This is a genomic window from Reinekea sp., assembly GCF_046710285.1.
GTDB lineage: Bacteria > Pseudomonadota > Gammaproteobacteria > Pseudomonadales > Natronospirillaceae > Reinekea.
Genome location: NZ_JBKEGY010000002.1, coordinates 1 through 26,094 on the forward strand (window position 1 = coordinate 1; position 26,094 = coordinate 26,094).

The following is a 26,094-nucleotide window of genomic DNA, read 5'->3' on the forward strand; positions in this document are numbered from 1 at the left end:
AAATCTGATGCATAATTAGCGTTAAGATTAAACAAACTAGGGAGCTTCGGCTCCCTTTTTTGTTTTAAGTGATGTTATGAATTTTTCTAGTTTGGGCTTACTCGCTTGTGGATGAGCTTCGCAGTAAGTATCAATTAGCCAAGAACCGTTGGCGCTGGTGCGAAATTGACTGGCAATAATTTCTAGATCCATTTTTTCACACTCAAGCTCGACTATTAATATTATTTGTCGATTCGAGGCATTCATCGGTGAGTTTCGAAGCTGTCTTAAGCTGGTAATAATATCTCTGAGATTTTGGGTGCTTTCTTCGTGCCACCAGTAATTGTTGGGTACCAATTTAAGTTCTTGGCAAAAACCTAAGACAATTAGGTCGTTCACACACAGTTGATACTGGTCTTGGTAATGTAAGAATTCGACTTTATTTTCAGAATATACGTCAATAGCGTACTTCCACAATGGCTTAGCATACAACACGTTGGTAAACTCCCGCCCCATGATTAAACTCTCAAATATTTCTTTACAGCTTGGTGGTAAACCACTGCTCGATAATACCTCTATCATCTTCAATACCGGTGAACGCATTGCCGTGATTGGTGCAAATGGTACTGGTAAAACAACCCTATTCCGTGTGCTTCAACACGAACTGCAGGTTGATGCCGGTAGTGTTGACGTGCCGAAACAGTGGCGATTGTCGCACATGAAGCAAGAGATTGTAGAGGTAGATCGCAGTGCAATCGACTTTGTACTCGATGGTGACCAGCATCTACGTGACTTACAGTCAGATCTCGCCAAGGCTCAGTTAAGCGAAGATGATCATGCCATGGCAGATGCCCTAGGGGCATTAGATACATACCATGCCTTTGATAAGCAACATCAAGCTGAACAGCTTTTAGCAGGCTTGGGCTTTGTTGTGAATGAGTTCTCTAAGAAGGTTTCAGAATTCTCCGGTGGTTGGCGTGTTCGGTTAAACTTGGCGCGTGCATTAATGAGCCCATCTGATTTGCTATTGCTCGATGAACCGACCAACCACTTAGACTTACACACCTGTTATTGGCTAGAGCAATGGCTCAAGCAATACCAAGGCACTCTGTTACTGATATCGCATGACCGCGACTTTATGGATGGCGTCGCGACACAGGTGGTGAGCTTTGAGCAACAAAAACTTATCGGCTATCGTGGCAACTACAGCCAATACGAACGCCAAAAAGGAGAGCGACTCGCTCAGCAGCAGCAAGCTTTCGATAAACAGCAGCAGCAAAAAGAACACTTAGAATCATTTGTTCGTCGTTTTAAAGCGAAGGCGACCAAAGCCAAACAAGCGCAAAGTCGGGTCAAGATGCTAGAAAAGTTGACATTGACTGCACCCATTTCAATCAGTCATCGCTACAACATTAGCATTCCGACGGGTGAGCGTGTTTCTGATCCGGTGGTTAGCCTAAGTGAAGTTGATCTGGGCTACGAAGCGGGCAAGTCAATTTTGAAAAACGTCAATGTCTCGTTGCAACCAGGGTCACGTTTAGGTTTGTTAGGTGTGAACGGCGCTGGTAAATCCACTCTTATTAAAGCTCTTGTAGGTGATTTAAAACCGCAAGCCGGTGAAGTGGTACGTGGTCATAACCTACGCATAGGCTATTTTGCCCAGCATCAACTTGAATCGCTCGATGAAAGCGCCTCACCCTTTTTACACTTACGTCGAATTGACCCAGAAACCCGTGACCAAGAGCTAAAAAACTTCGTCGGTCGTTTTGGCTTTTCCGGCGAACGCGCCGACGAACCAGTCGAAAACTTTTCCGGTGGCGAAAAAGCCCGCGTAGCGTTAGCCATGATTGCTTGGCAAAAGCCAAACCTATTATTACTCGATGAGCCAACCAACCACCTTGATTTAGAAATGCGTGAGTCTCTTAACATTGCCCTGCAAGAATACGAAGGCGCGGTTATTTTAGTCTCGCACGATAGATACATGCTCAATTCAACCGCAGATGAATTCTGGTGGGTTCGTGATGGCCGGGTCGACCATTACGACGGTGATCTAGAAGATTACTTCCAAGAGCTACTGAAAGCGCCCAGTGCAGCTCTCAATGAGGGTGCTCCAGTTGAAAGTGTTGCCGACAAAAAAGCCCAACGCCAAGCTCGCGCCGCTGAACGAGAAAAACTAAAACCATTGCTTAGCGCTTTCAAAAAAGTTGAAACACGCCTGGAAAAGGCGCAGAACTCACTTGCAGAGGTTGAAACTCAACTGGGCGACCCAACTCTTTATGAAGCGGGCAACAAAGCGAAACTTCAACCCTTGCTAAAAGAGCAAGGTCGTCTCAAAGCTGAAGTTGAAGAAGCCGAAATGGAATGGCTAGATTTATCAGAACAAATTGAACAGGCATCGGGTTAAGACTAAGTTGACTAAAGAGTAATGCACAGTATCTGTGGATAACCTTCGGGATAACCTCTGTGCATAACTTGCAACAGCCTGCTACCATTGGCGTTGACAACAATGACGTGAAAATAGCCAGAAACTTAATAATATCAATAACTTAGTTACGCTTGATGGCGCTTAGAGTATCGCAGGTTATTCACGAGTTAATAAGTAAGGCCAGTCAAGCATAGTTAAAATCAGGGCATTTGAAACATGGATGTTTCAACTGAGCGCCCATGGATGGGTTTACAGCGTCCCTAATTTTGACTGTGCTTGACTGACCGGCCATAGCCACCAAAGAAAAAACACCAGTCAAGAACAAGGTTTACTAAATCATTCGCTGAACACGCGCTATACTAAGGTTATTGATTCGAAGGAGAATAATGTGAAAGACGAAGAAAAATCGATGGATCCCGTTGGAGAGCGTTTGTTCTCTGGTCGTAAAGTGTTAATTGTTGAAGAAATTAACCAAAAAATGGCCAAGCGTGTCATAGCGCAGCTGTTGGCATTGGCTGAAGAATCAAACGATGACATCGTGTTGTTTATAAACAGCCAAGGCGGACACGTTGAAGCCGGCGATACTATTCACGATGTGATTCAGTTTATTGAGCCCAAGGTTAAGATTGTCGGTACCGGCTATGTCGCCAGTGCAGGTACGCATATTTTCCTAGCGGCTGAGAAAGAAGACCGTTATTGCTTGCCAAATACTCGGTTCCTTATTCATCAGCCTTCAGGTGGTGTGGGTGGACAAGCAAGTGACATCGCTATTCAAGCTGAACAAATTATCCACATGCGTGAACGTTTAGCGCGTATCATCTCAGAAACAACCGGCCAGCCCATTGATCGAGTTCGTACTGATATCGAGCGAGATAACTGGATGACGACTGCCGAGGCTATTGATTACGGCATCGTCAGTAAAGTTATAAAGTCGAGCAAAGATTTGTAATCAATAGCCACAGTAGAACGTTTGCTTGATAAAGAACCACAAGCCCCAGTAAACTAATGGGGCTTTAACAATACATACGCAAAGGAATTATCTATGAAGCTGGTGACTGCAATCATCAAACCTTTCAAGTTAGACGATGTTCGAGAAGCATTGTCTGAAGTAGGTGTTCAAGGTATTACCGTTACAGAAGTTAAAGGTTTCGGGCGCCAGAAAGGACACACAGAACTTTATCGAGGTGCTGAATACGTAGTTGATTTCTTGCCGAAGATTAAGTTAGAAGTCGCCATTGACGATGACAAAGTTGACGCCGTCATTGATGCCGTTTCACGCTCTGCTGCGACGGGCAAAATAGGTGATGGTAAAATATTTGTCTCGCCGCTTGAGCAAGTGATTCGAATTCGAACCGGCGAAACAGGGTCGGAAGCGGTTTAGAAGAAGCTGCAAGTAAGAGATTAAAAGCGGTGCCTGAGTCGTATTAGATGGTAGCGAGGGTGAGGGTTTAAATTTAAAAGTGAATGACTGTTTGAGCCTAGCGAGTTGTTATGAACGGCTTAAATTTATACCGGAACCCAAAAGCTAGCATCGTGGCGCAGTAGAATTATGAGCTGCGAGTAAAAAAAGCCATAACGGGAACGTTGTGGCTTTTTTGTTTGTGTGGTGCTGAATTAAGCGTTGGCTTCAGGCGTAGCTTTGTTCGACTTAAATAATTTACTTAATAAGGCCGTTCGTACCAACAAGCTGGTGGCCACTGCAAATAGATACCCCGCAAAGTAAACTGGTGCGGTTAGTCGGATGATATCACCGTAGGTTAGGTATTCGCGCACAATGGTCAATGCTAGGCCGATACCAAAACCGGTGATGACATGGCGTTGGCCAACTCGGAATGAAACACCAGTGATAAGCCCAAGGGTCGCCATGACCATCCAAACTTGATAGGGTGAATTTAAAAACAAGCCTGCAAATAATAGGCTGATAACCGTTAATATAACTGCGGTAAAGATTCGATGATTGGCCATAAACACTCACTTTTTTTGTTTAGTAAGCGCTTTTAATCCATCATCGTCTATTCGACTTTGGTGTCAGTTACAGCTTATCTTTACCAATAATCCCATGTTTACGCAATTGGCTACGGAACTGGTGATAGGTTAACCCCAGTGCCTCCGAGGCTTTACCTTGGTGCTGATCATTCTGATCTAAAGCTTGTTTTAACAGCTGAACCTCATAACGCGCGACCTGTTCACTGAAGCCGATCGTTGAGTCGATCGTCGCAGCCTTATTTGTAGACGATTGTAGATGTTTGCCTTTAGGTGACCAGAGTGAATCGAAGGGGTCAATGACCAATTCTGCTATTTCTAACTCAGCGTTCCCCCAACGATAAACACTGCGTTCAACGATGTTTTTTAACTCACGAACGTTGCCATAAAACGGGTGTTTACGCAGTTGCTCTTGTACCTCGGCGGTAAAGCCAGGAAACACCTGCCAACCCAATTCTGTACTCATGCTGACAGCAAAATGCTCGGCAAGGCGCATAATGTCGTCTTCTCGTGATCGCAGTGGTGGTAAGGTAATGACATCAAAGGCGAGTCGATCGAGTAAGTCTTCTCTGAATTTTCCAGTTGCGGCCAGCGCGGGTAGATGTTCATTGGTGGCGGCAATAATACGGACATTGACCTTCAAAGTTTTTTGCCCGCCCAGACGTTCAAATTCGCCGTATTCGATCACTCTGAGCAGCTTCTCCTGCAATTGTGCTGACATATTGCCAAGTTCATCGAGAAATAAGGTGCCTTCGTCGGCACGTTCAAAGCGGCCTTTATTGACCTTATTCGCGCCCGTGAAGGCACCCGGTTCATAACCAAACAAGTCAGCATCTAGTAAGGCTTCGCTGATTGCACCGCAATTCACCTTTAAAAAAGGCCCTTCCCAGCGAGATGATAAGTAATGCAAACGTTCGGCGATTAGCTCTTTACCTGTGCCGCGCTCACCGACTACTAAAATAGGACGGTTAAGCGGTGCAACCTGTGAAACTTGGTCAAAAACATCGGAAAGTGCTGAGCTTTCACCAATCATGCGCTGCGATTGATTCCGTTCCATGAGCAAACCTTAGATATTGTGGTTAGATTCGCTAAATAACTTAGCCTAATTGCTTAAATAAATCGACCGCCCATAAGTCAGTATTATATAAAACCCTTTAAAATCAATGAGTTAAAAGTTGGCACGCATCGTGAAATGTAAAAATATAACAAAATGGAGGGATTATCATGGAATTGACAGAGCGCACACCACTTTACTTAGGGTTAATTACACTCAGCAGCGCTTTAGCTGCCGTTACCTTTGTTTGGGCTGGTTTGTTAAGTTTTGGTGTTTCAGCATTGCTGCTAGAAACCGTGAATCGATTCGTTAAAAGATAGCCTTCTTATTATTTATACACATTTGAACCAGGAGAAAACTCATGGGTATTTTTTCAAGACTCAGTGACATTATTAACAGTAACCTAAACTCTTTGCTTGACCGCGCGGAAGATCCTGAAAAAATGATCCGCTTGATCATTCAAGAAATGGAAGAAACGCTCGTTGAAGTGAGATCAAGCTCAGCGCGAGTTATTGCCGATAAAAAAGACGCGGAGCGTCGTTTAGGTCGCCTAAAAGCTGAAGCCATGGATTGGGAAACGAAAGCTCGCTTAGCTCTAGATAAAGAGCGTGAAGACTTAGCACGTGCCGCCATTGCCGAAAAACAATCGATCGATGATGAAGTCGCTGTTGTCGAAAAAGAATTTGTCGCATTAGATGATCATTTAGCGCATTTGTCTGAAGAAGTGGGCCAGTTGCAGCAAAAGCTCAACGATGCCAAAGCAAAGCAAAAAGCATTATTAATGCGCCAAAAAACGGTTTCCACTCGTATGCGTACTCGCGGCCAACTGAGTCGAGAGCAATTGACCGATGCGTTTGAAAAGTTCGAACACTATGAGCGACGTATGGATACCATGGAAAGCCAAATAGAAGCAGATGATCTTGGTCGCGACCCTAAACAAGGCCTAAAAAGTGAAATAGATTCGCTGGCTAAAGATGACTCTGTTAATGAAGCGTTAGAAAAGCTTCGCAAGGATATGAAGCAGGGGTAACAGATGCAATTTTTCGATTTTATATTTGTACCGACAATACTGTTCATGGTCATCGTCATGCCTTTATGGCTGACCATGCACTACCGGTATAAAAGCAAAAATAGCGGCGGATTGACTGAAACCGATCAAGCGACTCTCGATGATTTATTGAGGACACTTGATCGCTTAACAGACCGCATGGAAACTCTAGAAACCATACTGGATGAACGAAACCCTCAGTGGCGTCGTGATTCAGAAGTTAAATAAGGAGGCGTGATGAGATCGCAACGTAATAAACGCCAGGGCCGTTACCACAACGAAGCGTTCAGCCTTGACTCGGGGTCCGATTGGTGGGCCCGCCGCAAAGCAGGCTATGGCATGAACTTGTATCGAAACATGTCGAATAAAAAGTTAGCAGGTGTCTGTGCCGGCTTAGCTGATCACTTTAATGTTGAGCCTTGGGTTGTACGCTTGGCTGCATTTGGTGGTTTCTTGTTTTTTAATACCCTAATGTTTTTTGCTTACATAGGCGCATGGATCGCAATGGCACAGCGACCAAAACATGGTAGTGTTAACACTCGCTATCGTTACGATGAGCACTTACATGAAGACCGCCCAGTGAATATGTTTCGTTATCGGTCAAACCCAAGTGAACGCTTAACGCTTGCAAAAGATCGGCTAGACGTCATTATGGCGCGTACCAGTAAAATGGAATCCTATGTGACATCCCGACGATTTGAACTTGATAAAGAATTCTCCAAAATTCAAGACTAGGTACTATGACCAAAGCATTAAAGCGTTTACCCCGATTACTGAAAGAACCTACAGGCTGGCTACTGATAATACTGACAGCTGGCTTTTTCTATATGCAGTGGCCGACACGTGCACCTAAAATAGACCAACCGGACTATGTAACCCAGCAAGTCTCAACGAATTTGAGTGTGACCTGGGAGGCGCAGCCTGAGAACACCTCTATAGAGCCAGAGGTCTGGGTTTTAGAGCGCAAGCGAATGATCTTTATGGTACAGAAATCGCCACTAAACAAACCCTTTGGGCAGTGGGTTGAAGAAATGGCCGAACAAGATCGTAAAACGGTCGCTGGCGCGGTTCTAAAGCCTATTGAAAAGTCACCAACTCGCGCAAGCTATGCTTTTTATGATGCAGAAGGTAGAACCCAGGAACACCGAATATATTTAGACGGTAGTGATTGGATAAAAGTTTCAATGCTTTATAAGCCATCTTTAGAAACAAGGGTAACGCGAGCAGCCGTATTTTTAGATGGAATAGAATGGCAGCTCTAATATTTTTAACGCCTATTAGACTAATTTATAAAAACACTCGTTTTAAATTGGGCTAAACTAACCGTAAAATGAAGTGTTGATTTTGCTATGGATAAGAACTTTTTTGCAAACTTGCCAGTCCCGCCTGCACTGGTTTATTTGCTTCACCAGCTAAGAGCCAATGACATTGGTTATCTTATGTATGGCGAAGTGAGTGATGCAAAAATGGTTTTTGTCGATATTGACTATGATATTGCAAGTCACCTCAACGTAGATGATTTTAGTGATAGCTGGTCTTTGGTAAGCCCTCATTTTATTTCTGCACGAGCGCTGCAAGAAGGCGAAACTGACCCTATTAATAATACCGATCAAATGCCCGAAGCTGCTGTTATCGCCTATGGCGGGAAAGAAGCGGCGACACCAGAGCAATTCCAAGCCTTATGTGAGCAGGTCCGATATTTAAGATCTAAATCTCCTTCACGTTTGGTATATCATAGTGACCAACCGCCAGATCCTATGGATATACAGCAGTTAATTCAAAAAATTAAAATCACAATAAGCAACAGTAAGGAATAGATATGATTGTTTGGGGTGTAGCCGGAACCGGAGCTATGGCGACTCTTTTTTTAGAGGATACGAAAGCAATCGAATCTGGAGAGTTTAAGGCTGTTTTTTCAAGTAATTCAGATCGAGCCCAGGCATTCGCGCAAAAACACGACCTTGGTTTTGCTTACAGTGATTACCAAGAGCTTCTTGCGAACCCCGACATAGACGCTATTTATATCGCCGGTGTTCATACCACACATGACCAAATGGCCATCGCGGCATTGAATGCAGGTAAGCACGTCTTAGTTGAAAAACCATTATCATTGAGTGTCACCCAAACTGAAGCAGTCATAGCGGCGGCGAAGGCTAACAATCGTTTTTGTGCAGAGGCTTTATGGACTCGTTTTTCTCCGACCTTTTCTGCCGTAGTAGATCAAGTAAAGTCCGGTAAAATTGGCGAAGTTCGTCATATTTCAGCAAATTTCGGCTTTAGAGTTAATGTTGATGATCACCAGCAGCGTTTACTAAACCCTCAGCTTGCCGGTGGCGCTATGTTCGATATCGGTATATATCCGTTATTGCTACCTACCTTTGTTTTAGGTGAGCCAGAGCATATTCACGCCAATGTTGTTATGGCTGATACCGGTGTCGATCTCGCCAGCGATGTTTTATTAAGTTATCCACATGGTGTGAGCGCAAGCTTAACTTATCGACTCGATACCCATTTACCCACCAAAGCCGTCATTTCTGGTACTCAGGGGTATGTTGAGTTTGAATCGCCTTGGTTTGCCGCGAATGCAGTGCATTGGTCGATTGCGGGCCAACCCATAGAGACAGAATACTTTACCCTAACGAACAGAGGCTGGGGTTACGAATTCGACGAAGTGAATCGATGTATTAAAGCCGGTTTAGTTGAATCGCCTAAGCACACTTGGGCAGACGCCTTAATGTTAGCTAAGTTAATGGAGCGTATCCGATCGGAATACGGCCCCATTTACCCGTTTGAGTAAAACCCAACGAATTTGTTAGGTATTTTTCGCTAAGATAAGCTCTTTGATATCGTCATCTTTGCGGTCTAAGTAGTGAGTTGACTGGATCTTGCGAACGGTTCGGCTTTTGCCACGAATCAATAAGGTTTCGGTGGTGGCTAAATTACCGCGACGGAGAATACCTTCTAGTAAATCGCCTTTGGTAATACCGGTTGCTGAAAAGACAATATTGTCTGACCTTACCATCTCTTCTAGCTTAAAAATAACATTGGGCTCAACGCCCATTTCTTTGCAGCGACGCTTCTCATCTTCTGCTAACGCGACGGTTTCAGGATCGTTGCCTTTTGCTTCAGTTCGTAAAACCAAACGCCCTTGCATATCTCCGCCTAAGGCGCGAATCACCGCAGCAGAAATAACCCCTTCAGGCGCTCCACCAATGCAGTACATCATGTCGACTTCACTTTCTGGCATGCAAGTTAAGATGCTTGCGGCAACATCACCGTCAGGTAGGGCAAACACTCGAGCACCCATTTTTTGAATCATCGCAATAGCGGCATCGTGTCTTGGCTTGGCTAGCGTCACCACAACTAAGTCTTCAAGTTTTTTATTCAGTGCTTTGGCTACGAGTTTGATATTTTGTTCTAATGGCAGGGTTAAGTCGATAAAGCCTTTGGCTTCGGGGCCGACCACCAGTTTTTCCATATACATATCGGGTGCTTTAAGAAAGGCACCTTTTTCACCTACCGCCATAACAGCAACCGCATTCGATTGACCCATCGCTGTCATTCGCGTGCCTTCAATCGGGTCAACGGCAATGTCGCAAGCATCGCCTTTGCCGGTACCCACTTTCTCACCGATATACAGCATAGGCGCATCGTCAATCTCGCCTTCGCCGATAACTATTTCACCGTCGAAATCGACTTTATTTAGCATTGAGCGCATCACTTCAACGGCAGCACCATCGGCTTTGTTTTTGTCACCGCGCCCTAGCCAATTATAGCCGGCTAATGCTGCCGCTTCGGTTACTCGAGAAAAGTTAAACGCAAGATCACGACGCATATATACCCGCTCCAATAATAAATTTGCGCGCATTCTACCTTGTTGTAGCTCCTACCACCATTGGCCTAGGGTAATAACGCAAATACATTAGCAATGGCTATTCTTAAATTAGGCTTTTATTCCTCGACAGAGCAGCTATATTTAACTGTGAGAGTGAAACTTAAAATAAAAACTAAAAATACACATAAGTATTGTCTAACTGTTTGGGAATTCTGAGCATAGGGCTGTACCGTACTTAATTTTGCTCAATAGGATATCGCTATGAATGATCAAAACCCCCGCTACGTTAGTCGCTTAACCAAAGATACTTTTGCCTTGGTCCTAGCTGGTGGTCGTGGATCACGGCTGCACGAATTAACCGGTTGGCGCGCAAAACCAGCGCTCTATTTTGGTGGTAAATACCGAATTATTGACTTCCCTTTATCTAACTGCATTAACTCAGGTATACGAAGAGTTGGTGTTTTGACTCAATATAAAGCCCACTCCTTAGTTCGCCATTTAGTTCATGGCTGGAGCCACTTTAAGAAAGAGTTGGGCGAATTTGTCGAGATACTACCGGCCTCACAACGCTATTCAGAAGATTGGTATCTCGGTACTGCTGATGCCATCTATCAGAACCTTGATATTATCCGAGCTGAGCGCCCTAAGTACGTATTAGTACTCTCTGGTGACCATATTTATAAAATGGATTATGGTGCAATGCTCGTGGCCCACGTAGAAAGTGGCGCTGAAATGACCGTCTCTTGCTTAGAAGTACCCATTAAAGAAGCCGCAGGTGCCTTTGGTGTTATGAAAGTCGACGACACCAACAGAATAATCGGTTTTGAAGAAAAGCCTGAGCACCCTACGCCCATTCCAGGTCAGACAGATTTAACACTCGCGTCCATGGGCAACTATATTTTTAATACCGAATTCTTATTTGAACAACTGCAAATAAACGCAACTACAGAAGGAACCACGCATGACTTTGGTAATGATATTATTCCCAAAGTAGTCGATACACACCATGTTCAAGCCTTCCCATTCCGCGATTTAGAAACGGGCGAGCGGGCTTATTGGCGAGATGTAGGTACGTTAGATTCATTCTGGGAAGCCAATATGGAGCTGGTATCAACGGTACCAGCGTTGAATATGTATGATCCAGATTGGCCAATTTGGACAGCGCAAACACAATTGCCGCCAGCGAAATTTGTGTTTAATTCGGATGAGCGTCGAGGCATGGCGGTTGATTCCTTGGTGTCAGGCGGTTGCATTATTTCAGGTGCCCATATTGAAAGCTCAGTCCTATTCTCTGAAGTCACGGTTAACTCGCAAAGTCATATTAAAGGTGCGGTGATTTTACCGCAGGTGACGATCGGTAGTAATTGTAAAATTACCAATGCCATAATCGATCGTGGCTGTGTTGTTCCAGACAACATGAATGTTGGTCAAGATGCCGAAGAGGACAAGAGAAACGGCTTCAGAATTTCAGAGAAAGGTGTTGTTCTCGTAACCCGAGGCCTGTTGGGTCAGCCAGAAGGCTATGCTTAACTAACCTTGTTGCGGCCTGCTTTTTTGCTCAGGTACATAGCATCGTCTGCTTTTTGAATGAGTTCATCGATACTCGTTGCATCATCTGACGAGCTAACACCCAAGCTGGCCGTAATTGAAATTAGTTTGCCATTTACATCGTGACTAGCGTTTTGCATTGAATGACGAATACGATCAGCGATTTCAAAAGTTTGTGTCTTATTTGTTTGGGGCAAAATAAGTGAAAACTCATCGCCGCCAAATCGACAAGCCACATCACTTTGGCGTAAATGTGTCTTAAAAATTGTCGTGGCAGCTATCAATGCAGAATCTCCAGCTTGGTGACCGTAAGTATCATTAAGATGTTTGAAGTTATCTAGATCGATAGCAATTAACCCAAATGCTTGGTCTTTTTCTTTATACCGTGACCACATATAAGCAATGACTTTGTCAAAATGCCGTCGATTAAAACACCCCGTTAAATGATCTAGCTGCGAAACCTCTTTTAAAATCGCATTGGCAGAGGTTAGGCGTTCTATCAAATTTTTATTTTCAAGCTCATTAATCACATTGCTTCGCTGTACCTTGTTGAGTTGCAAAGCTTGGCCATAGAGCATGGCGCCGAAAATAACGAGAATCAAGGCGATCAGCAAAGATTGAAAGCTGAAATTATAGAGATGAAAAAGTATTTGGCTGCCTAAATAAGGAACCACCGCTAAGTAGAAAGCAGGGATATAATAGGCGGCAAATACTGCTGCGCCAGCTGCCAAACCAATAACCATGATGGTCAGGGCTAATGAAACAAACGGGAAAGCGGTAAAATCTAAAAAGAAGACGGTACTGGCCCATAAAATGCCATTAATAAGAGACGTAATGGCAGCCATCTTTGACATCCAAACGCCTTTACGTTGCTCTTCGTTAGAGCTTAACCACTTTTTTACATGCAACCCTCTTACAATGAGGTTGCAAAAAAGCAAGCCTGCCCAAAGCAGTAATGCCTGAGTTGGAATTAATCCATATAAAAGAAACACACTAATTAAGCAAAACGAGCCATGACTGTATAGCGTCCCCATCGAACGCTCATACAAGCGATAGGCAAGTATATTGGCTACTTCGGGTTCGTTTACAACGGAACTAGCAACAAAATATGCCATGATGCCTCTATTTTTTAAGAAGTTATCCACTATTTATAGTACATATTGTAATAAACGGGCTATACGCTATCTATAAAATGCACAAATTACAAAGCCTATTGTGGCCGATGTTAATTGGAACACTGTACAGTTAGGGTGGTATATAAAGCGGCTCACCAATGCGAAACTGCCAATTTCAACTAGAATCCCCTAAACTAGGTATTGGATTAATAATATAGAGTCAAAGATGAGCAAAAAGCGCGACATTCCCATTTTTAATTACCCAATTATTGAAACACACTGCCATTTAGATTATTTGAAAGAAGCTGAATTAAGCGAAGTACTGGCGGGTGCTCAAGCAGTCGGTGTTGAAAAAATTGTCACCATAGCCGTATCGCCAGATAACCTTAAAACCGTTCGGGACTTAACGCTAAACGATATGATCTACGGAACGCAAGGCGTGCATCCACACGATGCTGAAAAGTTCACTGAGCAAACTGCCATAGAGATTCGAGAGTTTGGCGCAAGCAAAAAAATAGTCGCCATTGGTGAGATTGGTTTAGATTATTTCTATGATCATGCGGATAGAGCTATCCAGCGCAAGGTGTTTGAAGAGCAGCTCGCCATCGCCGTTGATCTTGATCAGCCGATTGTTGTACACACCCGTGAAGCCGATGCAGATACGCAAGCCATTTTGAAAAATTTCGCCTCAGACCTGAAACGTAAAGGCGTTATTCATAGCTTTACCTCAGGTATACCGTTAGCCGAATTTTGTTTAAACGAAGGTTTTATGCTTGGCTTTAATGGCATTATTACTTTTAATAAAGCGGAGAACGTCCGTGATGTATTGAGAATTACGCCAATAGAACAGCTGGTCGTTGAGACCGATGCTCCCTATTTAACACCGGCCCCCTATCGTGGCCGACAAAATGAATCTAAATACTTACCCTTTATTATTGAAAAGGTCGCCGAAGTTAAAGAATTATCGGTTGAGACTGTTTTAGAGCAAAGTTACGCCAATGCGAATCGCTTATTTCACTATGCTTAGAGCCTTCAATAGGTGCTGACCTGAGTCAGTGCCTATTGACTATTGGCAAGAGCCCTTGACGGCCGATGATGCACCAAGTAAAAAACAGCTAAAGCAAAGGTCAGCACTTCACCGATGGCCAGTGCGTAAATGAAGCGATAATCAGGCAGAAGATAATATAAGCTCGACAACAGGGTCGCAGGTAAAATTAGGCTTCGGCATATTGCAACCACACCAGATTGAAAGGCTAAATGTATAGAGGTTAAGTAGCCAGAAATTAGCATGTTGAGTCCAGCAAACAAGAACAAAGGCCATACGTAATGAACAAACTCCGTTGCTAAGGCGAGAGCAGCTTCACTGCCTTCATCGGACAGAAAAATTAAAATCAAAGATTCGTTAAAGAACAACAGCAAAAAAATACAGCTCACGCTGATCAACAACACATTGCAGGCAGCAACCAAAAAGAACTTGTTCATCCGCTTTCTGTTCTGTGCACCAAAATTTTGGCTCATCATGACTTGGCTAGTATCACTAATGGCAAAAAACACCATAAAGCCCATCATCATTAGATAGTTCATGACGGTCATTGCAGCAACGCCGTCAACGCCCGCTCGATGAATGAGCATCAAGTTAAACAAGAAGGCAATAATACCACCTGATATTTCATTGATGAACTCAGATAGACCGTTGTAGGCGGCTTGAATAACTTCGTACCAATTTTTCTGTATTAAAGAAAACCTAAGCTTTCGTGATTTACTAAAAAAATAACCAAGTAAAACAAGTAAAGGAAACAGTTGTGATAACCCCGTTGCCCAAGCAGCCCCAGACAAACCCCAACCGAATTTAGCGATAAACAAGTAGTCTAGGCCAATATTGATGATGGCCCCCACCACTAAAGCGCTGGCAGTTAAGGAGGGGAAGCCATCGAGGCGGACAAAGAAATACAACACGATGGTTCCAAGCTGGGCAAAAAAGAACGGCATAATGACACGATAGTATTCACTCATTAGGTTCATGAGATCGGCATCGGCCCCCAACAAGCGAAAGAGTGATTCTTCAAAAATAAGACCCAAGCTAATAACGCCAATGGCATAGCACAGGACGGCGATTAACGTTTTGCTGAAAATTGCCGAAGCCGCGTTCGTTTTTTGCTCACCTAAATATTTACCGCCTCTGACAGAGCCACCTACTGAGAGCATTAAGCCAACGCCAAATAGTAAGGCAATGATAGGAATAATAAGGTTAACAGCGGCCAATGCCGACACGCCAACGTAGTTACCAATAAAGATACCATCCACCAAGGAAGCAGAAGTCATTGCCAGCATGCCTACAATGGAGGGAACCAGGTAACGATAAAAAGTACTGACAATAGGGCCATCGAGCGCATGTGAGTGCTCTTGAGGTGAAACATGACTCATTGAGGCCGTTCTTCCTTCAGGTATTGTAGAATATAGTCGATTCGTTCATCGGGGTGTGGGTGGCTAGATAATATAACCGGAATATTCGTCGAACGGTCATTCCGGAGTGTTAAAAATAACTCTTCCGCGCCATCGATGTGGCCATAAAGCTCGATAAGCGCATTGAGTGCCGCTTTATCAGCAGCCCGTTCTTGCTCGCGGCTGTTGTTTAAAAATAATAATTGGTTTCCCGAGTGCATTAGTCCGCGGGTTTGGGCAAAATTGCCGTTGCCAGTAACAAGGGCCGTGACCAGACTGATGCCTAGCATGCCGGTGGCAGACTTAATCGGATCACGATGTAGTATATGCGCCGCTTCATGCGCCAGTACCATATCTAAACCCATCTCCGATTCGAGCGCATTTAATAAGCCAGTCAAAACAAAAATGTGCCCACCTAAGGTAGCAAAGGCATTCATCTCATCGCTTTCGATGATGGTGACCTGTATTGGGCTTTCCCCTTGATAGTCCATGGCAACTAAAATTTTGTTTAGTCTTTCCTGGAGTTCTAACTGTTGTGCCGAATCAGCCTTAAAAGGTTTAACAAACGGATCAGCAATCCGGCTTTCCCAGCTTAATGGAACAAACCGCACGATGAACGTCAGCGAATACCACAACACCAGTGCAGTGAGGACAAACGCGACACAGACACCCAGTGATAAAAGAATTAAATCTTTCACTGGGTGGCTTGAGCTGACGTTAATTCCCTCGGGCAGCCGAGGATTTTCTTCTGGCATCATTCGCAAATCAACGCTGTGCCGTAAGCCAATACTTCGATGCTACCTACCCGGTCTTTAGCGCCTTTTGATATCGAGCTGGTTTCAAACTTTAGGTTATAGACAGAGCTTGCATTATGTAGATCCGCTTGCTCTTGTAAGCGTAAAATAGCTTCGCGACGGGCTCGGTCGAGCAAGCTTTCGTAACTGGTTAAACGGCCTCCAACCAGCATACGCAAAGAAGCTAAAAACCGTTTAAAATAGTCAACGGAAATGACTACATTTCCTGTAACGAGTATCGTTTGTTTAACGTTTGGCACAAAGGGAAAGCGCTGAGCAACGACTAATAACTTACGGTATTGCTCTTCACGCGCTATGATCGAACGATAATGCCGACGCTCCGCTAGGCTGCCAAAAATATAGCCCAGTATCATAAATACAATGAAGCTACCGAGGGTAATATAGAGGTCCATAATCGTTACTCCACGATAACCGCTGAGCCATATACGAATATTTCAGAGGCACCTTGAGCAACCGAAGAGGTTGAAAAGCGAACGTTAATGACCGCATTGGCACCAAGAGCTTCAGCCTGTTGTTCGATGCGTGCTAAGGCTTCTTTACGAGAGTCTTCTAATAGTTCTGTATAGCCTTTTAGTTCACCACCAAAAACATTTTTAAGACCCGCCATGATATCGCGGCCAACATGCTTGGCGCGAACTGTGCTGCCTTGGACTAACCCAAGGTGTTTAATGACTTTCTTACCGGGTACGAGCTCTAAATTACTAATTAACATATCATTTCCCTAATTGTTAAACGCGGCAGTGACAAAAAGAACGTTACTTTAGCAGAAGGTCTCGAACTATGCGCCTGACAAGAGTCATAATTTGCCCTTTCGTATAAGACTGGCCGATTTACCAGTAAACGCTTTGAAGTCATTCATACAGTGGGCTTGATCAAAATAGCCCAATTCTAAACTGAGACCTACCCAATCTATAGGAGCATCGTCGATAAGTTGATTGGCTAATTGCTGAAGGCGAAAAAGACGAATAATCCATTTAGGAGAAAGTCCGACATAGGTACTAAATAGTCGCTCCAATGATCTGACTGACATGGTTTGTAGCTGAGCGAGCTGTTCAACCTGGTTTATAGACTGATTTACTTCTACGTGTCGGCATATATTGTAAACACGCTTGGCTTTTTCAAGCATAGGTACTTCGACATTTTGAATCGAATGTTGAATCAGCGTTGTTAGCGATTTAATTATATGGGTATGAGGATTCAGATTAACCAGCTGAGACTCTAGTTCCGCAGTGGATAAAGAAATAATTTCGGCTGTATCAAGACGTTGATCAATGAGTGCAGTCATTGGCACCTTAATTAGCGGATACAGGAACCCTGTTTTAAAGCGTGCTCCAATTGCGAATCCTTTACCTGTTAGTTTTTTCTCGAAACATCCTTTTGTAGGCCCAAAGAGCCCGGTTGCCCCGGCTTCAACAACTAGGTGCGCGCAGGGAAAGGGAATGTTTAATGAAGTAAAAGATTGCTCTTCGGATAAGTCCCACTGAACAATCCAGAAATACTCAACAAAAGTAGAAATCTCCGATGGCGCGTCAATTTTATTTATCGTAAAAGGTCGTGTTGCTGAGGTCAGTAGTCCAGTCGGGCTGAGTTTCATGTTGTCGTGTTTTTACAATAGGTTAGTCAAGCTTGAGCCTATTATAGGACTACCATTTAGGCAACTATCCACAAAAGAGGAATACCAAGTGACTAACCAATTAAACTGCACCTTTTCTGTCGTCGATTGGAATGAACAGATCATCGAGGAAAAAGAAGGCTATAAAACTTCGCAAGCTCATGTGACCTACCTCTATCAGGGCGATATTGTTGGCGAAAGCAAAGCTGAATTTACTCTTTTGTATCAGCCTGACGAAACGGCGGTTTTTACCGCACTTGAGAAAATTGAAGGGGCGTTTAACGGCAAGCCAGGTACGCTCATATTATCGCACTCCGGTATTCACGATAATGCTGCTCGAGGGCGTTGTGTTATTGAGAGAGGGTACGGTGCCATGAAAGGTAAGGCAGGCCTGGGTCAGTATATCGCAGATGCCTCATCAGTATCGCTTTCGTTAGAATTAATCGATTAGGGATTAGACCTGTTCCATGGTCATCATTAAAAAACCAGAGAAGGCGGCGTTGTTTGGTGACAGTGATTCACTGACCATTTCTTTCATGGCAAGGATTTGGTTGCGATATTCTTTATAGAATGCCCAGCTCGGTTTGGGTTTATAGTCTAACTGGGTTAATTCAAAAACCTTAATAACGCCTTTGGCTGTGGTTGGCTTAACAAAGACTTGGTCCTTGGGTTTAAAGTAGGCTGGCACAATGGTGATGATGGACCACTTGGTCATTTTGTTTTCAACCAAGATATCTAATATGGCGTTAAAACCTTTTTCTTCATTACCATGCAGCTGCTGATATAAACCTTCTACGAACTTAGCTTTATTGCTGGGTGACAAGCTGCTGGCCATTTCCTTGAACCTTGGCTTTTCAAACAGCGACACCATTGAAGAGCGGCTAACAACTTTGATCCAGTTCTGGATGACTTCTTCGGTATTGGCAAATGCTTTCTTATTAAAAGCTTGCTGCGTAAATTCGACCATTTTGCCGACGTTGTGCTTTTTACCTACAGCGACTAAACCCGGGCTGGCAAAGCCATCGGGGTGTTTATGAAGAAACTCGCCTTCCGCTTGTAACAGCTTATTGGTGTTCAAAGTGAGTCTATCGTCTGTTTTAGCTGAGTTTTTTGATCGGTGACAATACGCTCAAGTGTGATGATGCGTTGTTCTAAATCTTCAAATCTTGCTCGCGATTCTTCATCTAACGAGACAGTCTTGTCTTTAGAATTGATATTTTTTTTGACGACATCACCAATAATCCCTAACGCGACAATCGCTAAAATAAATACAAAAATATCCATAACTGGTCCTTATAAGGCGTCTATTTTATCTTTTAATGAGGTTTTAGAGTCGGTTGCTATACGTTCCAGTATTTGGATACGCTCTTCTAGCTCAGTTACCTTGCTCTGAAGCTGGGTTTCGACGTCAGTAGGTTCTTGCTGGCGTAGCTTAACCACCTGTTTCATGATCATAACCGCACCAATTACACTGGCCAAAACAATACCAAACACCATTTGAAATACGTTCATCGAGCCATCCTTGTAGTTTTTATTTGGCTCAGTTTAAACTGATGCAGGCAAAAGTGAACTGCGAAAAGTCACAATTTTTTCAACTTAAATCCAATAATAGCCCGATGTTCATTAAAGCGATTGGATAAAGCGATGAAACTGCTAATCCCTAATTTGCTGCTTTAGTGCTACACTGAGGCCATTCTTTCCTAGTGTCATCGCACACGCCTTCAATAAGTTGAATTGTACCTATTTATGAATTTTAACAGCCTCGGATTATCTCAAGATATTTTAAAAGCGGTTAGCGAGCAAGGCTATGAAACGCCAACGCCGATCCAAGAACAAGCTATACCAGCCGTGCTTCAAGGCCGCGATATACTCGCCGCTGCGCAAACCGGCACCGGTAAAACCGCTGGGTTTACCCTACCTATGCTAGAAATGCTTTCTGAAAAGGCATTGCCAAGCGGTAAGCATTTACGCGGTAACCAAGTTAGAGCCCTAGTTTTAACGCCGACACGTGAACTGGCTGCGCAAGTTGAAGAAAGTGTTAACCAATACGGCAAACACCTGTCGATTCGATCTACCGTAGTTTTTGGTGGTGTTAAAATTAACCCACAAATGCAAAAGTTGCGCGGCGGTGTTGATATTTTAGTGGCAACACCCGGTCGTTTAATGGATTTATTCCAACAGCGCGCGGTGAAGTTCGATCAGCTAGAAATTCTCGTTTTAGATGAAGCCGATCGAATGCTCGATATGGGCTTTATTCACGATATTCGCCGAATTATGAAATTATTGCCATCTAAACGTCAAAATTTGATGTTTTCGGCGACGTTCTCTGATGATATTCGCGAGTTAGCCAAAACGATTGTCCATAACCCCATCGAGATATCAGTGACGCCGAAAAACGCTGCCGCCAAAAGCGTTAAACAAAGTGTCATTCCATGCGACAAAGCGCAAAAAACCAACTTGTTAATAGATTTGGTTAAAACCCGTAAGTGGCATCAGGTGTTGGTGTTTTCTCGCACCAAGCACGGTGCTAACCGCATCGCCACAAAGTTGCTAGCCAAAGGTATTCCTGCTGCCGCTATTCATGGCAATAAGAGCCAAGGCGCACGAACCAAAGCTTTAGCGCAGTTTAAAGCCGGCGAAGTTCAAGTGTTAGTGGCCACCGACATAGCCGCTCGCGGTATCGATATTGACCAACTGCCCTATGTGGTGAATTTTGACCTACCCAATGTGTCTGAAGACTACGTGCATCGTATTGGCCGAACGGGTCGTGCGGGTGCCGAAGGTGAAGCGGTTTCTTTTGTCACCAATGACGAGTTTCCGCTATTGGTCGATGTTGAAAACTTTATTGGCAAAATTTTAGATCGTGTTGACGTCAAAGGTTACGGCACCACAAGCCCATTGCCGCCTTCTAATTTAAAGCCTCAAAAAGCTAAAAAGCCCAAGAAGCCGAAAAAACCACGAACTGAACACGCCGACGGCCAACGCTCAGGCGAAAGTCGTCGTGGGCACCAGCCAGCCAGCACGGCGCCTAAAGCAAATAGAAGACCACGGCGTTCAAACCCAAGCTAGCGTTAGTTTTTTTGCCAGAATATAAAAAAGGGACCTTAGGTCCCTTTTTTAGTGCTTCTAAAATAAATTACTTTTGGTCATGTTCATACTTTGCTTTTAGAGATTTGGCGACACGTATTGCTTGTTTTGCCGCAGCACGTGCTTCGGTAGTTTTACGCATCGACAATGAGAAACTCTTACTCATGCGTGAGGTCGCTAGCGTCAATTGATCAATTTCATTCTTGCTTTGTGAACTTAGCATACTGGTATCTAACTCAGCTTCTTCGCCACGAGAAATCTTTTCAGCAACATCTGTTAATTGACTGACCGGCACAATAATATTGCGGCGGATGAACCAAAGGATAATGCCGATTGAAACAAAAATAGCGATTAACTCAAGCAGGCCAAATACCGATACCGCACCGGTTAAGAGGCTACGCTGAGGAATGGTGACGCTAATGATGCCTGCGACATCGCCAGCTTTGAAGCCAAAGCCGTTTTCAGATCCGTAGCGGGTTATCACGTCTGATGGAGCTGAATTCGCATTTCCATGGCAGGCTATGCAACTTTCTTTATGATAAATAGTTTTGGCGTATCTGTAGTTACTGCCACTGGTGTCGTAGTACTCGGTTAGGTTTTCATTGGTAATGGCGCGTAGTGCTCGTGCTTCGAAGGCGTCTGGCTGATTTTCAGGGTTCATTACGTTACTAGACGTCATACGGAACTTAGCTGGCGAAGAAGAAGCAGCGACGGTTTCTGAAAACTCGCGCTGAGCTAATGCTGGGTTTTTCGAATAAAAGTGATGTGTTTCACTAGGGCTGCCAATCGTTTGAGCTTCTAATTCTCCTAAAAAGCTATCAGGGCTGTCTTTTACCCAAACGCGCCCATTTTTAGCGACCCATGTACCAAATGCTTCCACATTTGCCACCACGGTTTGTGCTTGTGCACGTAGCTCCTGCATGTAGACGTTCTGCAGCATGAAATAAAATGCGCCGCCATTGAGAACGAGTACTAACGCTAATAACAATGAGAACTGAAAGCTAATTGAGAGTCTCTTTTGTGCCATACCTATTAAATCCTTTTCTATTACTGGCGAGCAGAAGTTGCTGCCATGGCTAATTGACTAGCGGCCTGAATGAAGTTTTCTTTTTCTTTTTTGTTGTCGATGTTTTTAGCGAGTTCAGTCACGTAGTGACGCAGGGCTGAAGGCCCTTTCCAAGCTTTTTGTCGCCAAAGTAGGCGAGTATCTTCAATAATGAAGGAGCCAATGGGCCCTACTATATCTACGAAATTCTTATCAATGTCTGCAAGCAGCCTAGCTCCAGCGCCTTCCTTCGCACTCATCCATATATCCTATAAAGTTTTATAATAGCGCTAAGTTGGATGTGGTTAGCAGCCAACTTAGCATGTAATAGCCTAGCTTATGGCTTGGCTCTTCAAGTAATCATCGTATGTGCCGTGGAAATCTACAATGCCTGTTGGCGTTAGTTCAATTATTCGAGTGGCTAAACTCGATACGAACTCACGGTCATGGCTGACAAACAGCAAGGTGCCTGCGTAGTTTTCCAGTGCTAAGTTTAATGATTCGATAGATTCCATATCCAAGTGGTTGGTTGGTTCATCCATCACCATAATATTAGGACGTTGCAACATCATACGACCAAAAATCATACGGCCTTGCTCGCCCCCAGAAATAACCGATGCTTTCTTGGAGATATCGTTGTTTGAAAACAATAGGCGACCTAAGGTGCCACGAATCACTTGCTCATCATCACCTTCTTGACCGTAGCGAGACATCCAGTCGTACAGGTTCATATCAGTTTTAAATTCGTCCGCATGATCCTGAGCGTAATAAGCGATGTTTGAATTTTCAGACCACTTAATAGTGCCGCCGTCGTTTTCAATGTCATTGACCAGGCACTTCATTAAGGTTGATTTGCCGATACCGTTTGGTCCAATGACCGCTATGCGTTCGGCAACTTCAATTTTTAAATCGAGGTTTTCAAATAGGGTTTCGTCGTATTTCTTAGTTAAGCCTTCTACTTCTAGGGCCAAACGGTGCAGTTTCTGCTCTTGTTCAAAACGAATATACGGGTTTTGGCGACTAGACGGTTTAACTTCAGCTAACTCGATTTTATCAATACGTTTAGCACGCGACGTTGCTTGCTTAGATTTTGAAGCGTTCGCAGAGAAGCGGCTGACGAATGATTTCAGCTCGGCAATCTCTTTCTTCTTCTTGGCGTTGTCGTTTAATAAACGTTCACGCGCCTGAGTCGAAGCCATCATGTATTCATCGTAAGAGCCCGGGTACAAACGTAATTCGCCGTAATCTAAATCGGCCATGTGCGTACAAACACTGTTTAAAAAGTGACGGTCATGCGAAATAATAATCATGGTGCAGTTGCGATCATTCAACACGCCTTCTAACCAACGAATGGTGTTGATGTCCAAGTTGTTGGTCGGTTCATCGAGCAACATGATATCGGGGTCTGAGAACAACACCTGCGCCAATAACACGCGCAGTTTCCAACCTGGAGCAACTTCACTCATTGGGCCATAATGCTGTTCAATTGGAATGCCCACGCCTAATAGCAATTCGCCTGCTCTGGCTTCAGCGGTGTAGCCATCCATTTCAGCAAACTCACCTTCTAAATCGCCAGCACGGATACCATCGGCTTCAGTCATCTCTGCTTTTGCGTAAATGGCGTCCTTTTCTGCTTTCACTGCCCATAACTCGGTATGGCCCATAATCACGGTATCAAGAACGCTGAACTCTTCGTATGCAAACTGGTCCTGTTTCAGTTTACCGATACGTTCATTGGGCTCCTTTGAAACGTTACCGGCAGAAGGCTCTAAGTCGCGGCCTAAAATCTTCATGAAGGTCGATTTACCGCTACCGTTTGCGCCGATAAGGCCATAGCGGTTACCGTCGCCAAATTTGACTGAGACGTTTTCAAACAGCGGCTTTGCGCCGAATTGCATGGTGATGTTGGCAGTGGTTAACAAGGCAGTATTTCCAGATATTGAGTTTAAAGATGGATTTCAGCCCGAAGCTGAAAATTAAAGGCGCAGATGCTAATGATAAAGCGGCTCCGAGTCTACGGTCTTTTTGTATTTTTGGATAATATTTAAGCAGTTTTTGTTAACAGGACAATGTCTTTATCGACAAACTCCAAGCATTCTGCCTGTAAATGGTTTGCGATCCAATAAAAAGTAGCGTCACTAAAAAAACACACATGGGTCGGATCGTTTTTATATTGCCATGGGGCAAAGCGTTCTAAGCTGATAACGCGTTGGGTCATGATGGCCAGTACCCCGTTGGTCTCAAGGCATTGCCATAATTGTTCAATCACTGTTAATGGCTCATGGAGGTGTTCAATAACCTCCGTTAGTGTGATTGCATGGTAACGCTGCAGCAGGTTCGCTGGTGTATTGTGATAAAACACATCAAACAGCGCCACATTTAGGCCTTTGGCCTCAAATTGCTGCGCTAAAGCAGGCGCCGGGCCACAGCCAAAATCTAATAAATTGTGCCCGACTGAAACCTTGGTCATGACGGGTTCGACTATCCGGCTTAAAAACCGATTATAGCCTTCATCTGCTAGGTTATTTTCATGCAGATCATATTCTTGTTTTTCTGATTGTGCCGATAACCACTGTTCTGGTGCAGCAAACACCAGCTTACACTCTGCGCATTGATAGAAATTACGCTTCTTATCTTGATAGTAAAAATGGCTCCCACTCATACATAAAGGGCAGTTCGATTGATTCTTTGTGGGTCTTAAAGAAGGCGTCATTTGAATGCGTCAAGGTTGTTTTATAATGGATATTGTGAAGGCAAAATGCGATCGATGCCATGGTTAATGATTTGCCTAATTAAACGCGATACCATGCGCCGGCCTTTATTATCGAAATCCGATAGACAAGTATCAGAAACCTTTTGGAAAAACATCGCATATGAACAAAGCATATATCGGCCTCATTTTTTTAGCATTCATTGCCTTTAGTTCATTAGGGTTACCCGATGGCTTATTAGGCGTTGCTTGGCCTTCAATTCGATCTGACTTTAATCAACCGTTGGAAGCCAGTGGTTGGTTAATGATGTTTGGCACCTGCGGCGCGGCGTTAAGTGGTTTGTTTAGCGCAAAGCTCAGTCGCCGTTTAGGTATGGGAAAGTTGTTATCGGCCTGCGCAGGCCTAACAGGTCTTGGTTTGCTAGGTTATACACTCGCGCCCTCTTTTATTTGGTTTTATATCTGTGCGTTGGTCATTGGACTGTCGGCTGGCATTACGGATTCTACGGTGAATGGTTTTGTCGCCAAGCATTACAGCGACCGTCTGATGCAATGGTTACATGCCAGTTTTGGTCTGGGTATTACGGTTGGCCCGCTTATTATGACGGCGGTATTAGTGTCGCAAAAACCTTGGCAATTGGGTTATCAGATCAGCAGTGGCATACAGTGGCTACTGGTCATGGTGTTTTTAGTGACCGCGTCGCTCTGGGTTACCGGGGTTAAAAAAACTAACCAAGATGGAGACGTGTCTTCTCATGCCGCCGACCAATTTATGACTACGATGAATGAGTCTATTAAGACCCCGAGTATTTTGTTGAGTATCGCTTTGTTTTTTTTGTATTGCGGCTTAGAAGTGTCTGTCGGCTTATGGGTTTTTAGCTTGTTGACCGAAGCACGCGAATTTAACACGGGTTTGGCAGGTACGTTAGTCAGTGTTTACTGGGGCATGTTCACCCTCGGCCGAATATTTGTCGGCATCATTGCAAATAAGGTCTCCAACCATCGAATCATTATTGTCGCGATCGGCCTCGCACTTGTGTCGGTAACCCTCTTTGCACTAACCCGCAATACGTGGACAGCCATCATCGCGATTGCAGGAATTGGCCTTGCCTTTGCCCCGTTATACCCCTCCATGGTCTCCGATAGCATGAACCGAGTTGGCGCCAAGCACTTTAACAATGCCATGGGTTTGCAGGTAACAGGCGCCTCGCTTGGTATGGCCTTTATACCTGCTGGGGTTGGTATTATCGCAGCGCAAACCTCACTTAATACCTTGCCTTGGGTTTTGTTGGTCATACTCGGGTTGTTTACCTTGGTGTATCTCAGCTCAAGACGAGTTAGCCGATGACTTGAATGTTTTTGTTGCAACGTGAACGGCTTTGCTTGAGTCAATCTC

General features: G+C 44.2%; 32 protein-coding genes. 15 read left to right on the top strand and 17 right to left on the bottom strand.

Annotated elements, in window-relative coordinates; all coding sequences use genetic code 11:
* Positions 1-36 precede the first annotated feature (36 nt).
* The gene (locus ACI882_RS01540; protein WP_411744017.1) at positions 37-495 is read right to left on the bottom strand and encodes a DUF2390 domain-containing protein; all 459 of its coding nucleotides are present in this window, start codon (positions 493-495) and stop codon (positions 37-39) included.
* Between ACI882_RS01540 and ACI882_RS01545 the strand changes: the two genes are divergently transcribed.
* The 3 genes from ACI882_RS01545 (at position 494) to glnK (ending at position 3,785) form a co-directional block, all read left to right on the top strand.
* Positions 494-2,383, top strand: coding sequence for an ABC-F family ATP-binding cassette domain-containing protein (locus tag ACI882_RS01545; RefSeq protein ID WP_411744018.1), 1,890 nt, complete (start codon positions 494-496; stop codon positions 2,381-2,383). The two genes, ACI882_RS01540 and ACI882_RS01545, sit on opposite strands and share 2 nt — an antisense overlap.
* Before the next feature lie 388 nt (positions 2,384-2,771).
* Positions 2,772-3,353 (top strand): ATP-dependent Clp protease proteolytic subunit, encoded by a 582-nt coding sequence (locus ACI882_RS01550; protein ID WP_411744041.1) that lies wholly within the window; start codon positions 2,772-2,774, stop codon positions 3,351-3,353.
* Positions 3,354-3,446: 93 nt separating this feature from the next.
* A complete protein-coding gene (gene glnK / locus ACI882_RS01555) occupies positions 3,447-3,785 on the top strand; it encodes a P-II family nitrogen regulator (protein ID WP_411744019.1) in 339 nt (112 codons plus the stop codon).
* 233 nt (positions 3,786-4,018) lie between these two features.
* Here glnK and ACI882_RS01560 read toward each other — a convergent pair whose 3' ends face one another.
* Both ACI882_RS01560 and pspF read right to left on the bottom strand, forming a co-directional pair.
* Entirely contained in the window at positions 4,019-4,369 is a 351-nt protein-coding gene (locus ACI882_RS01560; RefSeq protein ID WP_411744020.1) for a hypothetical protein, read from the bottom strand.
* Positions 4,370-4,436: 67 nt separating this feature from the next.
* Positions 4,437-5,444 (bottom strand): phage shock protein operon transcriptional activator, encoded by a 1,008-nt coding sequence (gene pspF, locus ACI882_RS01565; RefSeq protein ID WP_411744021.1) that lies wholly within the window; start codon positions 5,442-5,444, stop codon positions 4,437-4,439.
* A gap of 167 nt (positions 5,445-5,611) precedes the next feature.
* Here pspF and ACI882_RS01570 point away from each other — a divergent pair, with 167 nt between their 5' ends.
* From ACI882_RS01570 to ACI882_RS01600, 7 genes are all read left to right on the top strand, one after another.
* Positions 5,612-5,761: a hypothetical protein gene (locus ACI882_RS01570; protein ID WP_411744022.1), complete on the top strand. Its 150-nt coding sequence runs from the start codon at positions 5,612-5,614 to the stop codon at positions 5,759-5,761.
* Between the two features lie 41 nt (positions 5,762-5,802).
* Positions 5,803-6,471 (top strand): phage shock protein PspA, encoded by a 669-nt coding sequence (gene pspA, locus ACI882_RS01575; protein ID WP_411744023.1) that lies wholly within the window; start codon positions 5,803-5,805, stop codon positions 6,469-6,471.
* A gap of 3 nt (positions 6,472-6,474) precedes the next feature.
* Positions 6,475-6,717 carry an envelope stress response membrane protein PspB gene (gene pspB, locus ACI882_RS01580; RefSeq protein WP_411744024.1) on the top strand — a complete coding sequence of 81 codons (243 nt, stop codon included), beginning with the start codon at positions 6,475-6,477 and terminating at the stop codon, positions 6,715-6,717.
* A 9-nt stretch (positions 6,718-6,726) separates the two neighbouring features.
* On the top strand, positions 6,727-7,224 hold the full coding sequence (locus ACI882_RS01585) for a PspC domain-containing protein (RefSeq protein ID WP_411744025.1): 498 nt from the start codon (positions 6,727-6,729) through the stop codon (positions 7,222-7,224).
* A gap of 5 nt (positions 7,225-7,229) precedes the next feature.
* Complete coding sequence (locus tag ACI882_RS01590) at positions 7,230-7,751, top strand: hypothetical protein (protein WP_411744026.1); 522 nt, start codon at positions 7,230-7,232, stop codon at positions 7,749-7,751.
* A gap of 87 nt (positions 7,752-7,838) precedes the next feature.
* Positions 7,839-8,306 carry a hypothetical protein gene (locus ACI882_RS01595; protein WP_411744027.1) on the top strand — a complete coding sequence of 156 codons (468 nt, stop codon included), beginning with the start codon at positions 7,839-7,841 and terminating at the stop codon, positions 8,304-8,306.
* A 2-nt stretch (positions 8,307-8,308) separates the two neighbouring features.
* Complete coding sequence (locus ACI882_RS01600; protein WP_411744028.1) at positions 8,309-9,286, top strand: Gfo/Idh/MocA family protein; 978 nt, start codon at positions 8,309-8,311, stop codon at positions 9,284-9,286.
* Positions 9,287-9,301: 15 nt separating this feature from the next.
* On the opposite strand, the gene glpX is transcribed toward ACI882_RS01600, so the two are convergent.
* Positions 9,302-10,324 carry a class II fructose-bisphosphatase gene (glpX, locus tag ACI882_RS01605; protein WP_411744029.1) on the bottom strand — a complete coding sequence of 341 codons (1,023 nt, stop codon included), beginning with the start codon at positions 10,322-10,324 and terminating at the stop codon, positions 9,302-9,304.
* A 261-nt stretch (positions 10,325-10,585) separates the two neighbouring features.
* On the opposite strand from glpX, the gene glgC reads away from it, so the two are divergent.
* Positions 10,586-11,854, top strand: a complete 1,269-nt coding sequence (glgC, locus tag ACI882_RS01610) for a glucose-1-phosphate adenylyltransferase (protein ID WP_411744030.1) — start codon at positions 10,586-10,588, stop codon at positions 11,852-11,854.
* On the opposite strand, the gene ACI882_RS01615 is transcribed toward glgC, so the two are convergent.
* Positions 11,851-12,987 carry a GGDEF domain-containing protein gene (locus ACI882_RS01615; protein WP_411744031.1) on the bottom strand — a complete coding sequence of 379 codons (1,137 nt, stop codon included), beginning with the start codon at positions 12,985-12,987 and terminating at the stop codon, positions 11,851-11,853. The genes glgC and ACI882_RS01615 overlap by 4 nt on opposite strands.
* A gap of 226 nt (positions 12,988-13,213) precedes the next feature.
* On the opposite strand from ACI882_RS01615, the gene ACI882_RS01620 reads away from it, so the two are divergent.
* Complete coding sequence (locus ACI882_RS01620; protein ID WP_411744032.1) at positions 13,214-14,014, top strand: TatD family hydrolase; 801 nt, start codon at positions 13,214-13,216, stop codon at positions 14,012-14,014.
* A 32-nt stretch (positions 14,015-14,046) separates the two neighbouring features.
* Here the strand turns inward: ACI882_RS01620 and ACI882_RS01625 are convergent, their stop codons facing one another.
* The 5 genes from ACI882_RS01625 to ACI882_RS01645 form a co-directional block, all read right to left on the bottom strand.
* Positions 14,047-15,411, bottom strand: coding sequence for an MATE family efflux transporter (locus tag ACI882_RS01625; protein ID WP_411744033.1), 1,365 nt, complete (start codon positions 15,409-15,411; stop codon positions 14,047-14,049).
* Complete coding sequence (locus ACI882_RS01630; RefSeq protein ID WP_411744034.1) at positions 15,408-16,187, bottom strand: M48 family metallopeptidase; 780 nt, start codon at positions 16,185-16,187, stop codon at positions 15,408-15,410. Before ACI882_RS01630 ends, ACI882_RS01625 begins: the two co-directional genes overlap by 4 nt.
* Complete coding sequence (locus tag ACI882_RS01635; RefSeq protein WP_411744035.1) at positions 16,184-16,636, bottom strand: YbjQ family protein; 453 nt, start codon at positions 16,634-16,636, stop codon at positions 16,184-16,186. Before ACI882_RS01635 ends, ACI882_RS01630 begins: the two co-directional genes overlap by 4 nt.
* 5 nt (positions 16,637-16,641) lie before the next feature.
* The gene (locus ACI882_RS01640) at positions 16,642-16,956 is read right to left on the bottom strand and encodes a YbjQ family protein (protein WP_411744036.1); all 315 of its coding nucleotides are present in this window, start codon (positions 16,954-16,956) and stop codon (positions 16,642-16,644) included.
* Positions 16,957-17,040: 84 nt separating this feature from the next.
* A complete protein-coding gene (locus tag ACI882_RS01645) occupies positions 17,041-17,838 on the bottom strand; it encodes a DUF6597 domain-containing transcriptional factor (RefSeq protein ID WP_411744037.1) in 798 nt (265 codons plus the stop codon).
* 88 nt (positions 17,839-17,926) lie between these two features.
* On the opposite strand from ACI882_RS01645, the gene ACI882_RS01650 reads away from it, so the two are divergent.
* Positions 17,927-18,307 carry a DUF3224 domain-containing protein gene (locus tag ACI882_RS01650; RefSeq protein ID WP_411744038.1) on the top strand — a complete coding sequence of 127 codons (381 nt, stop codon included), beginning with the start codon at positions 17,927-17,929 and terminating at the stop codon, positions 18,305-18,307.
* A 3-nt stretch (positions 18,308-18,310) separates the two neighbouring features.
* Here ACI882_RS01650 and ACI882_RS01655 read toward each other — a convergent pair whose 3' ends face one another.
* Genes ACI882_RS01655 through ACI882_RS01665 form a run of 3 tightly spaced genes read right to left on the bottom strand, consistent with a single transcriptional unit; the run spans position 18,311 to position 19,368 of the window.
* The gene (locus ACI882_RS01655) at positions 18,311-18,934 is read right to left on the bottom strand and encodes a hypothetical protein (RefSeq protein WP_411744039.1); all 624 of its coding nucleotides are present in this window, start codon (positions 18,932-18,934) and stop codon (positions 18,311-18,313) included.
* The gene (locus ACI882_RS01660; protein WP_411744040.1) at positions 18,931-19,140 is read right to left on the bottom strand and encodes a hypothetical protein; all 210 of its coding nucleotides are present in this window, start codon (positions 19,138-19,140) and stop codon (positions 18,931-18,933) included. Before ACI882_RS01660 ends, ACI882_RS01655 begins: the two co-directional genes overlap by 4 nt.
* A gap of 9 nt (positions 19,141-19,149) precedes the next feature.
* A complete protein-coding gene (locus tag ACI882_RS01665) occupies positions 19,150-19,368 on the bottom strand; it encodes a hypothetical protein (RefSeq protein ID WP_411746249.1) in 219 nt (72 codons plus the stop codon).
* A 234-nt stretch (positions 19,369-19,602) separates the two neighbouring features.
* On the opposite strand from ACI882_RS01665, the gene ACI882_RS01670 reads away from it, so the two are divergent.
* The gene (locus tag ACI882_RS01670) at positions 19,603-20,925 is read left to right on the top strand and encodes a DEAD/DEAH box helicase (RefSeq protein ID WP_411744183.1); all 1,323 of its coding nucleotides are present in this window, start codon (positions 19,603-19,605) and stop codon (positions 20,923-20,925) included.
* A gap of 67 nt (positions 20,926-20,992) precedes the next feature.
* Here the strand turns inward: ACI882_RS01670 and ACI882_RS01675 are convergent, their stop codons facing one another.
* From ACI882_RS01675 to ACI882_RS01690, 4 genes are all read right to left on the bottom strand, one after another.
* On the bottom strand, positions 20,993-21,970 hold the full coding sequence (locus ACI882_RS01675; protein WP_411744184.1) for a DUF3365 domain-containing protein: 978 nt from the start codon (positions 21,968-21,970) through the stop codon (positions 20,993-20,995).
* Positions 21,971-21,990: 20 nt separating this feature from the next.
* Positions 21,991-22,248, bottom strand: a complete 258-nt coding sequence (locus ACI882_RS01680; RefSeq protein WP_411744185.1) for a hypothetical protein — start codon at positions 22,246-22,248, stop codon at positions 21,991-21,993.
* A 72-nt stretch (positions 22,249-22,320) separates the two neighbouring features.
* Positions 22,321-23,910: an ABC-F family ATPase gene (locus tag ACI882_RS01685; RefSeq protein ID WP_411744186.1), complete on the bottom strand. Its 1,590-nt coding sequence runs from the start codon at positions 23,908-23,910 to the stop codon at positions 22,321-22,323.
* Between the two features lie 122 nt (positions 23,911-24,032).
* Entirely contained in the window at positions 24,033-24,701 is a 669-nt protein-coding gene (locus ACI882_RS01690) for a class I SAM-dependent methyltransferase (RefSeq protein WP_411744187.1), read from the bottom strand.
* Positions 24,702-24,861: 160 nt separating this feature from the next.
* On the opposite strand from ACI882_RS01690, the gene ACI882_RS01695 reads away from it, so the two are divergent.
* Positions 24,862-26,046 (top strand): MFS transporter, encoded by a 1,185-nt coding sequence (locus tag ACI882_RS01695; protein WP_411744188.1) that lies wholly within the window; start codon positions 24,862-24,864, stop codon positions 26,044-26,046.
* The last annotated feature ends 48 nt before the right edge of the window (positions 26,047-26,094 follow it).

What these genes read in the sequence shown, in the direction of transcription:
- ACI882_RS01545 (WP_411744018.1), top strand. Translation starts at nt 494, where the DNA reads ATGATTAAACTCTCAAATATTTCTTTACAGCTTGGTGGTAAACCACTG.
- ACI882_RS01540 (WP_411744017.1), bottom strand. Translation starts at nt 495, where the DNA reads ATGGGGCGGGAGTTTACCAACGTGTTGTATGCTAAGCCATTGTGGAAG.
- glnK (WP_411744019.1), top strand. Translation starts at nt 3,447, where the DNA reads ATGAAGCTGGTGACTGCAATCATCAAACCTTTCAAGTTAGACGATGTT.
- ACI882_RS01560 (WP_411744020.1), bottom strand. Translation starts at nt 4,369, where the DNA reads ATGGCCAATCATCGAATCTTTACCGCAGTTATATTAACGGTTATCAGC.
- pspF (WP_411744021.1), bottom strand. Translation starts at nt 5,444, where the DNA reads ATGGAACGGAATCAATCGCAGCGCATGATTGGTGAAAGCTCAGCACTT.
- ACI882_RS01570 (WP_411744022.1), top strand. Translation starts at nt 5,612, where the DNA reads ATGGAATTGACAGAGCGCACACCACTTTACTTAGGGTTAATTACACTC.
- pspA (WP_411744023.1), top strand. Translation starts at nt 5,803, where the DNA reads ATGGGTATTTTTTCAAGACTCAGTGACATTATTAACAGTAACCTAAAC.
- pspB (WP_411744024.1), top strand. Translation starts at nt 6,475, where the DNA reads ATGCAATTTTTCGATTTTATATTTGTACCGACAATACTGTTCATGGTC.
- ACI882_RS01585 (WP_411744025.1), top strand. Translation starts at nt 6,727, where the DNA reads ATGAGATCGCAACGTAATAAACGCCAGGGCCGTTACCACAACGAAGCG.
- ACI882_RS01590 (WP_411744026.1), top strand. Translation starts at nt 7,230, where the DNA reads ATGACCAAAGCATTAAAGCGTTTACCCCGATTACTGAAAGAACCTACA.
- ACI882_RS01595 (WP_411744027.1), top strand. Translation starts at nt 7,839, where the DNA reads ATGGATAAGAACTTTTTTGCAAACTTGCCAGTCCCGCCTGCACTGGTT.
- ACI882_RS01600 (WP_411744028.1), top strand. Translation starts at nt 8,309, where the DNA reads ATGATTGTTTGGGGTGTAGCCGGAACCGGAGCTATGGCGACTCTTTTT.
- glpX (WP_411744029.1), bottom strand. Translation starts at nt 10,324, where the DNA reads ATGCGTCGTGATCTTGCGTTTAACTTTTCTCGAGTAACCGAAGCGGCA.
- glgC (WP_411744030.1), top strand. Translation starts at nt 10,586, where the DNA reads ATGAATGATCAAAACCCCCGCTACGTTAGTCGCTTAACCAAAGATACT.
- ACI882_RS01615 (WP_411744031.1), bottom strand. Translation starts at nt 12,987, where the DNA reads ATGGCATATTTTGTTGCTAGTTCCGTTGTAAACGAACCCGAAGTAGCC.
- ACI882_RS01620 (WP_411744032.1), top strand. Translation starts at nt 13,214, where the DNA reads ATGAGCAAAAAGCGCGACATTCCCATTTTTAATTACCCAATTATTGAA.
- ACI882_RS01625 (WP_411744033.1), bottom strand. Translation starts at nt 15,411, where the DNA reads ATGAGTCATGTTTCACCTCAAGAGCACTCACATGCGCTCGATGGCCCT.
- ACI882_RS01630 (WP_411744034.1), bottom strand. Translation starts at nt 16,187, where the DNA reads ATGATGCCAGAAGAAAATCCTCGGCTGCCCGAGGGAATTAACGTCAGC.
- ACI882_RS01635 (WP_411744035.1), bottom strand. Translation starts at nt 16,636, where the DNA reads ATGGACCTCTATATTACCCTCGGTAGCTTCATTGTATTTATGATACTG.
- ACI882_RS01640 (WP_411744036.1), bottom strand. Translation starts at nt 16,956, where the DNA reads ATGTTAATTAGTAATTTAGAGCTCGTACCCGGTAAGAAAGTCATTAAA.
- ACI882_RS01645 (WP_411744037.1), bottom strand. Translation starts at nt 17,838, where the DNA reads ATGAAACTCAGCCCGACTGGACTACTGACCTCAGCAACACGACCTTTT.
- ACI882_RS01660 (WP_411744040.1), bottom strand. Translation starts at nt 19,140, where the DNA reads ATGGATATTTTTGTATTTATTTTAGCGATTGTCGCGTTAGGGATTATT.
- ACI882_RS01665 (WP_411746249.1), bottom strand. Translation starts at nt 19,368, where the DNA reads ATGAACGTATTTCAAATGGTGTTTGGTATTGTTTTGGCCAGTGTAATT.
- ACI882_RS01670 (WP_411744183.1), top strand. Translation starts at nt 19,603, where the DNA reads ATGAATTTTAACAGCCTCGGATTATCTCAAGATATTTTAAAAGCGGTT.
- ACI882_RS01675 (WP_411744184.1), bottom strand. Translation starts at nt 21,970, where the DNA reads ATGGCACAAAAGAGACTCTCAATTAGCTTTCAGTTCTCATTGTTATTA.
- ACI882_RS01680 (WP_411744185.1), bottom strand. Translation starts at nt 22,248, where the DNA reads ATGAGTGCGAAGGAAGGCGCTGGAGCTAGGCTGCTTGCAGACATTGAT.
- ACI882_RS01690 (WP_411744187.1), bottom strand. Translation starts at nt 24,701, where the DNA reads ATGACGCCTTCTTTAAGACCCACAAAGAATCAATCGAACTGCCCTTTA.
- ACI882_RS01695 (WP_411744188.1), top strand. Translation starts at nt 24,862, where the DNA reads ATGAACAAAGCATATATCGGCCTCATTTTTTTAGCATTCATTGCCTTT.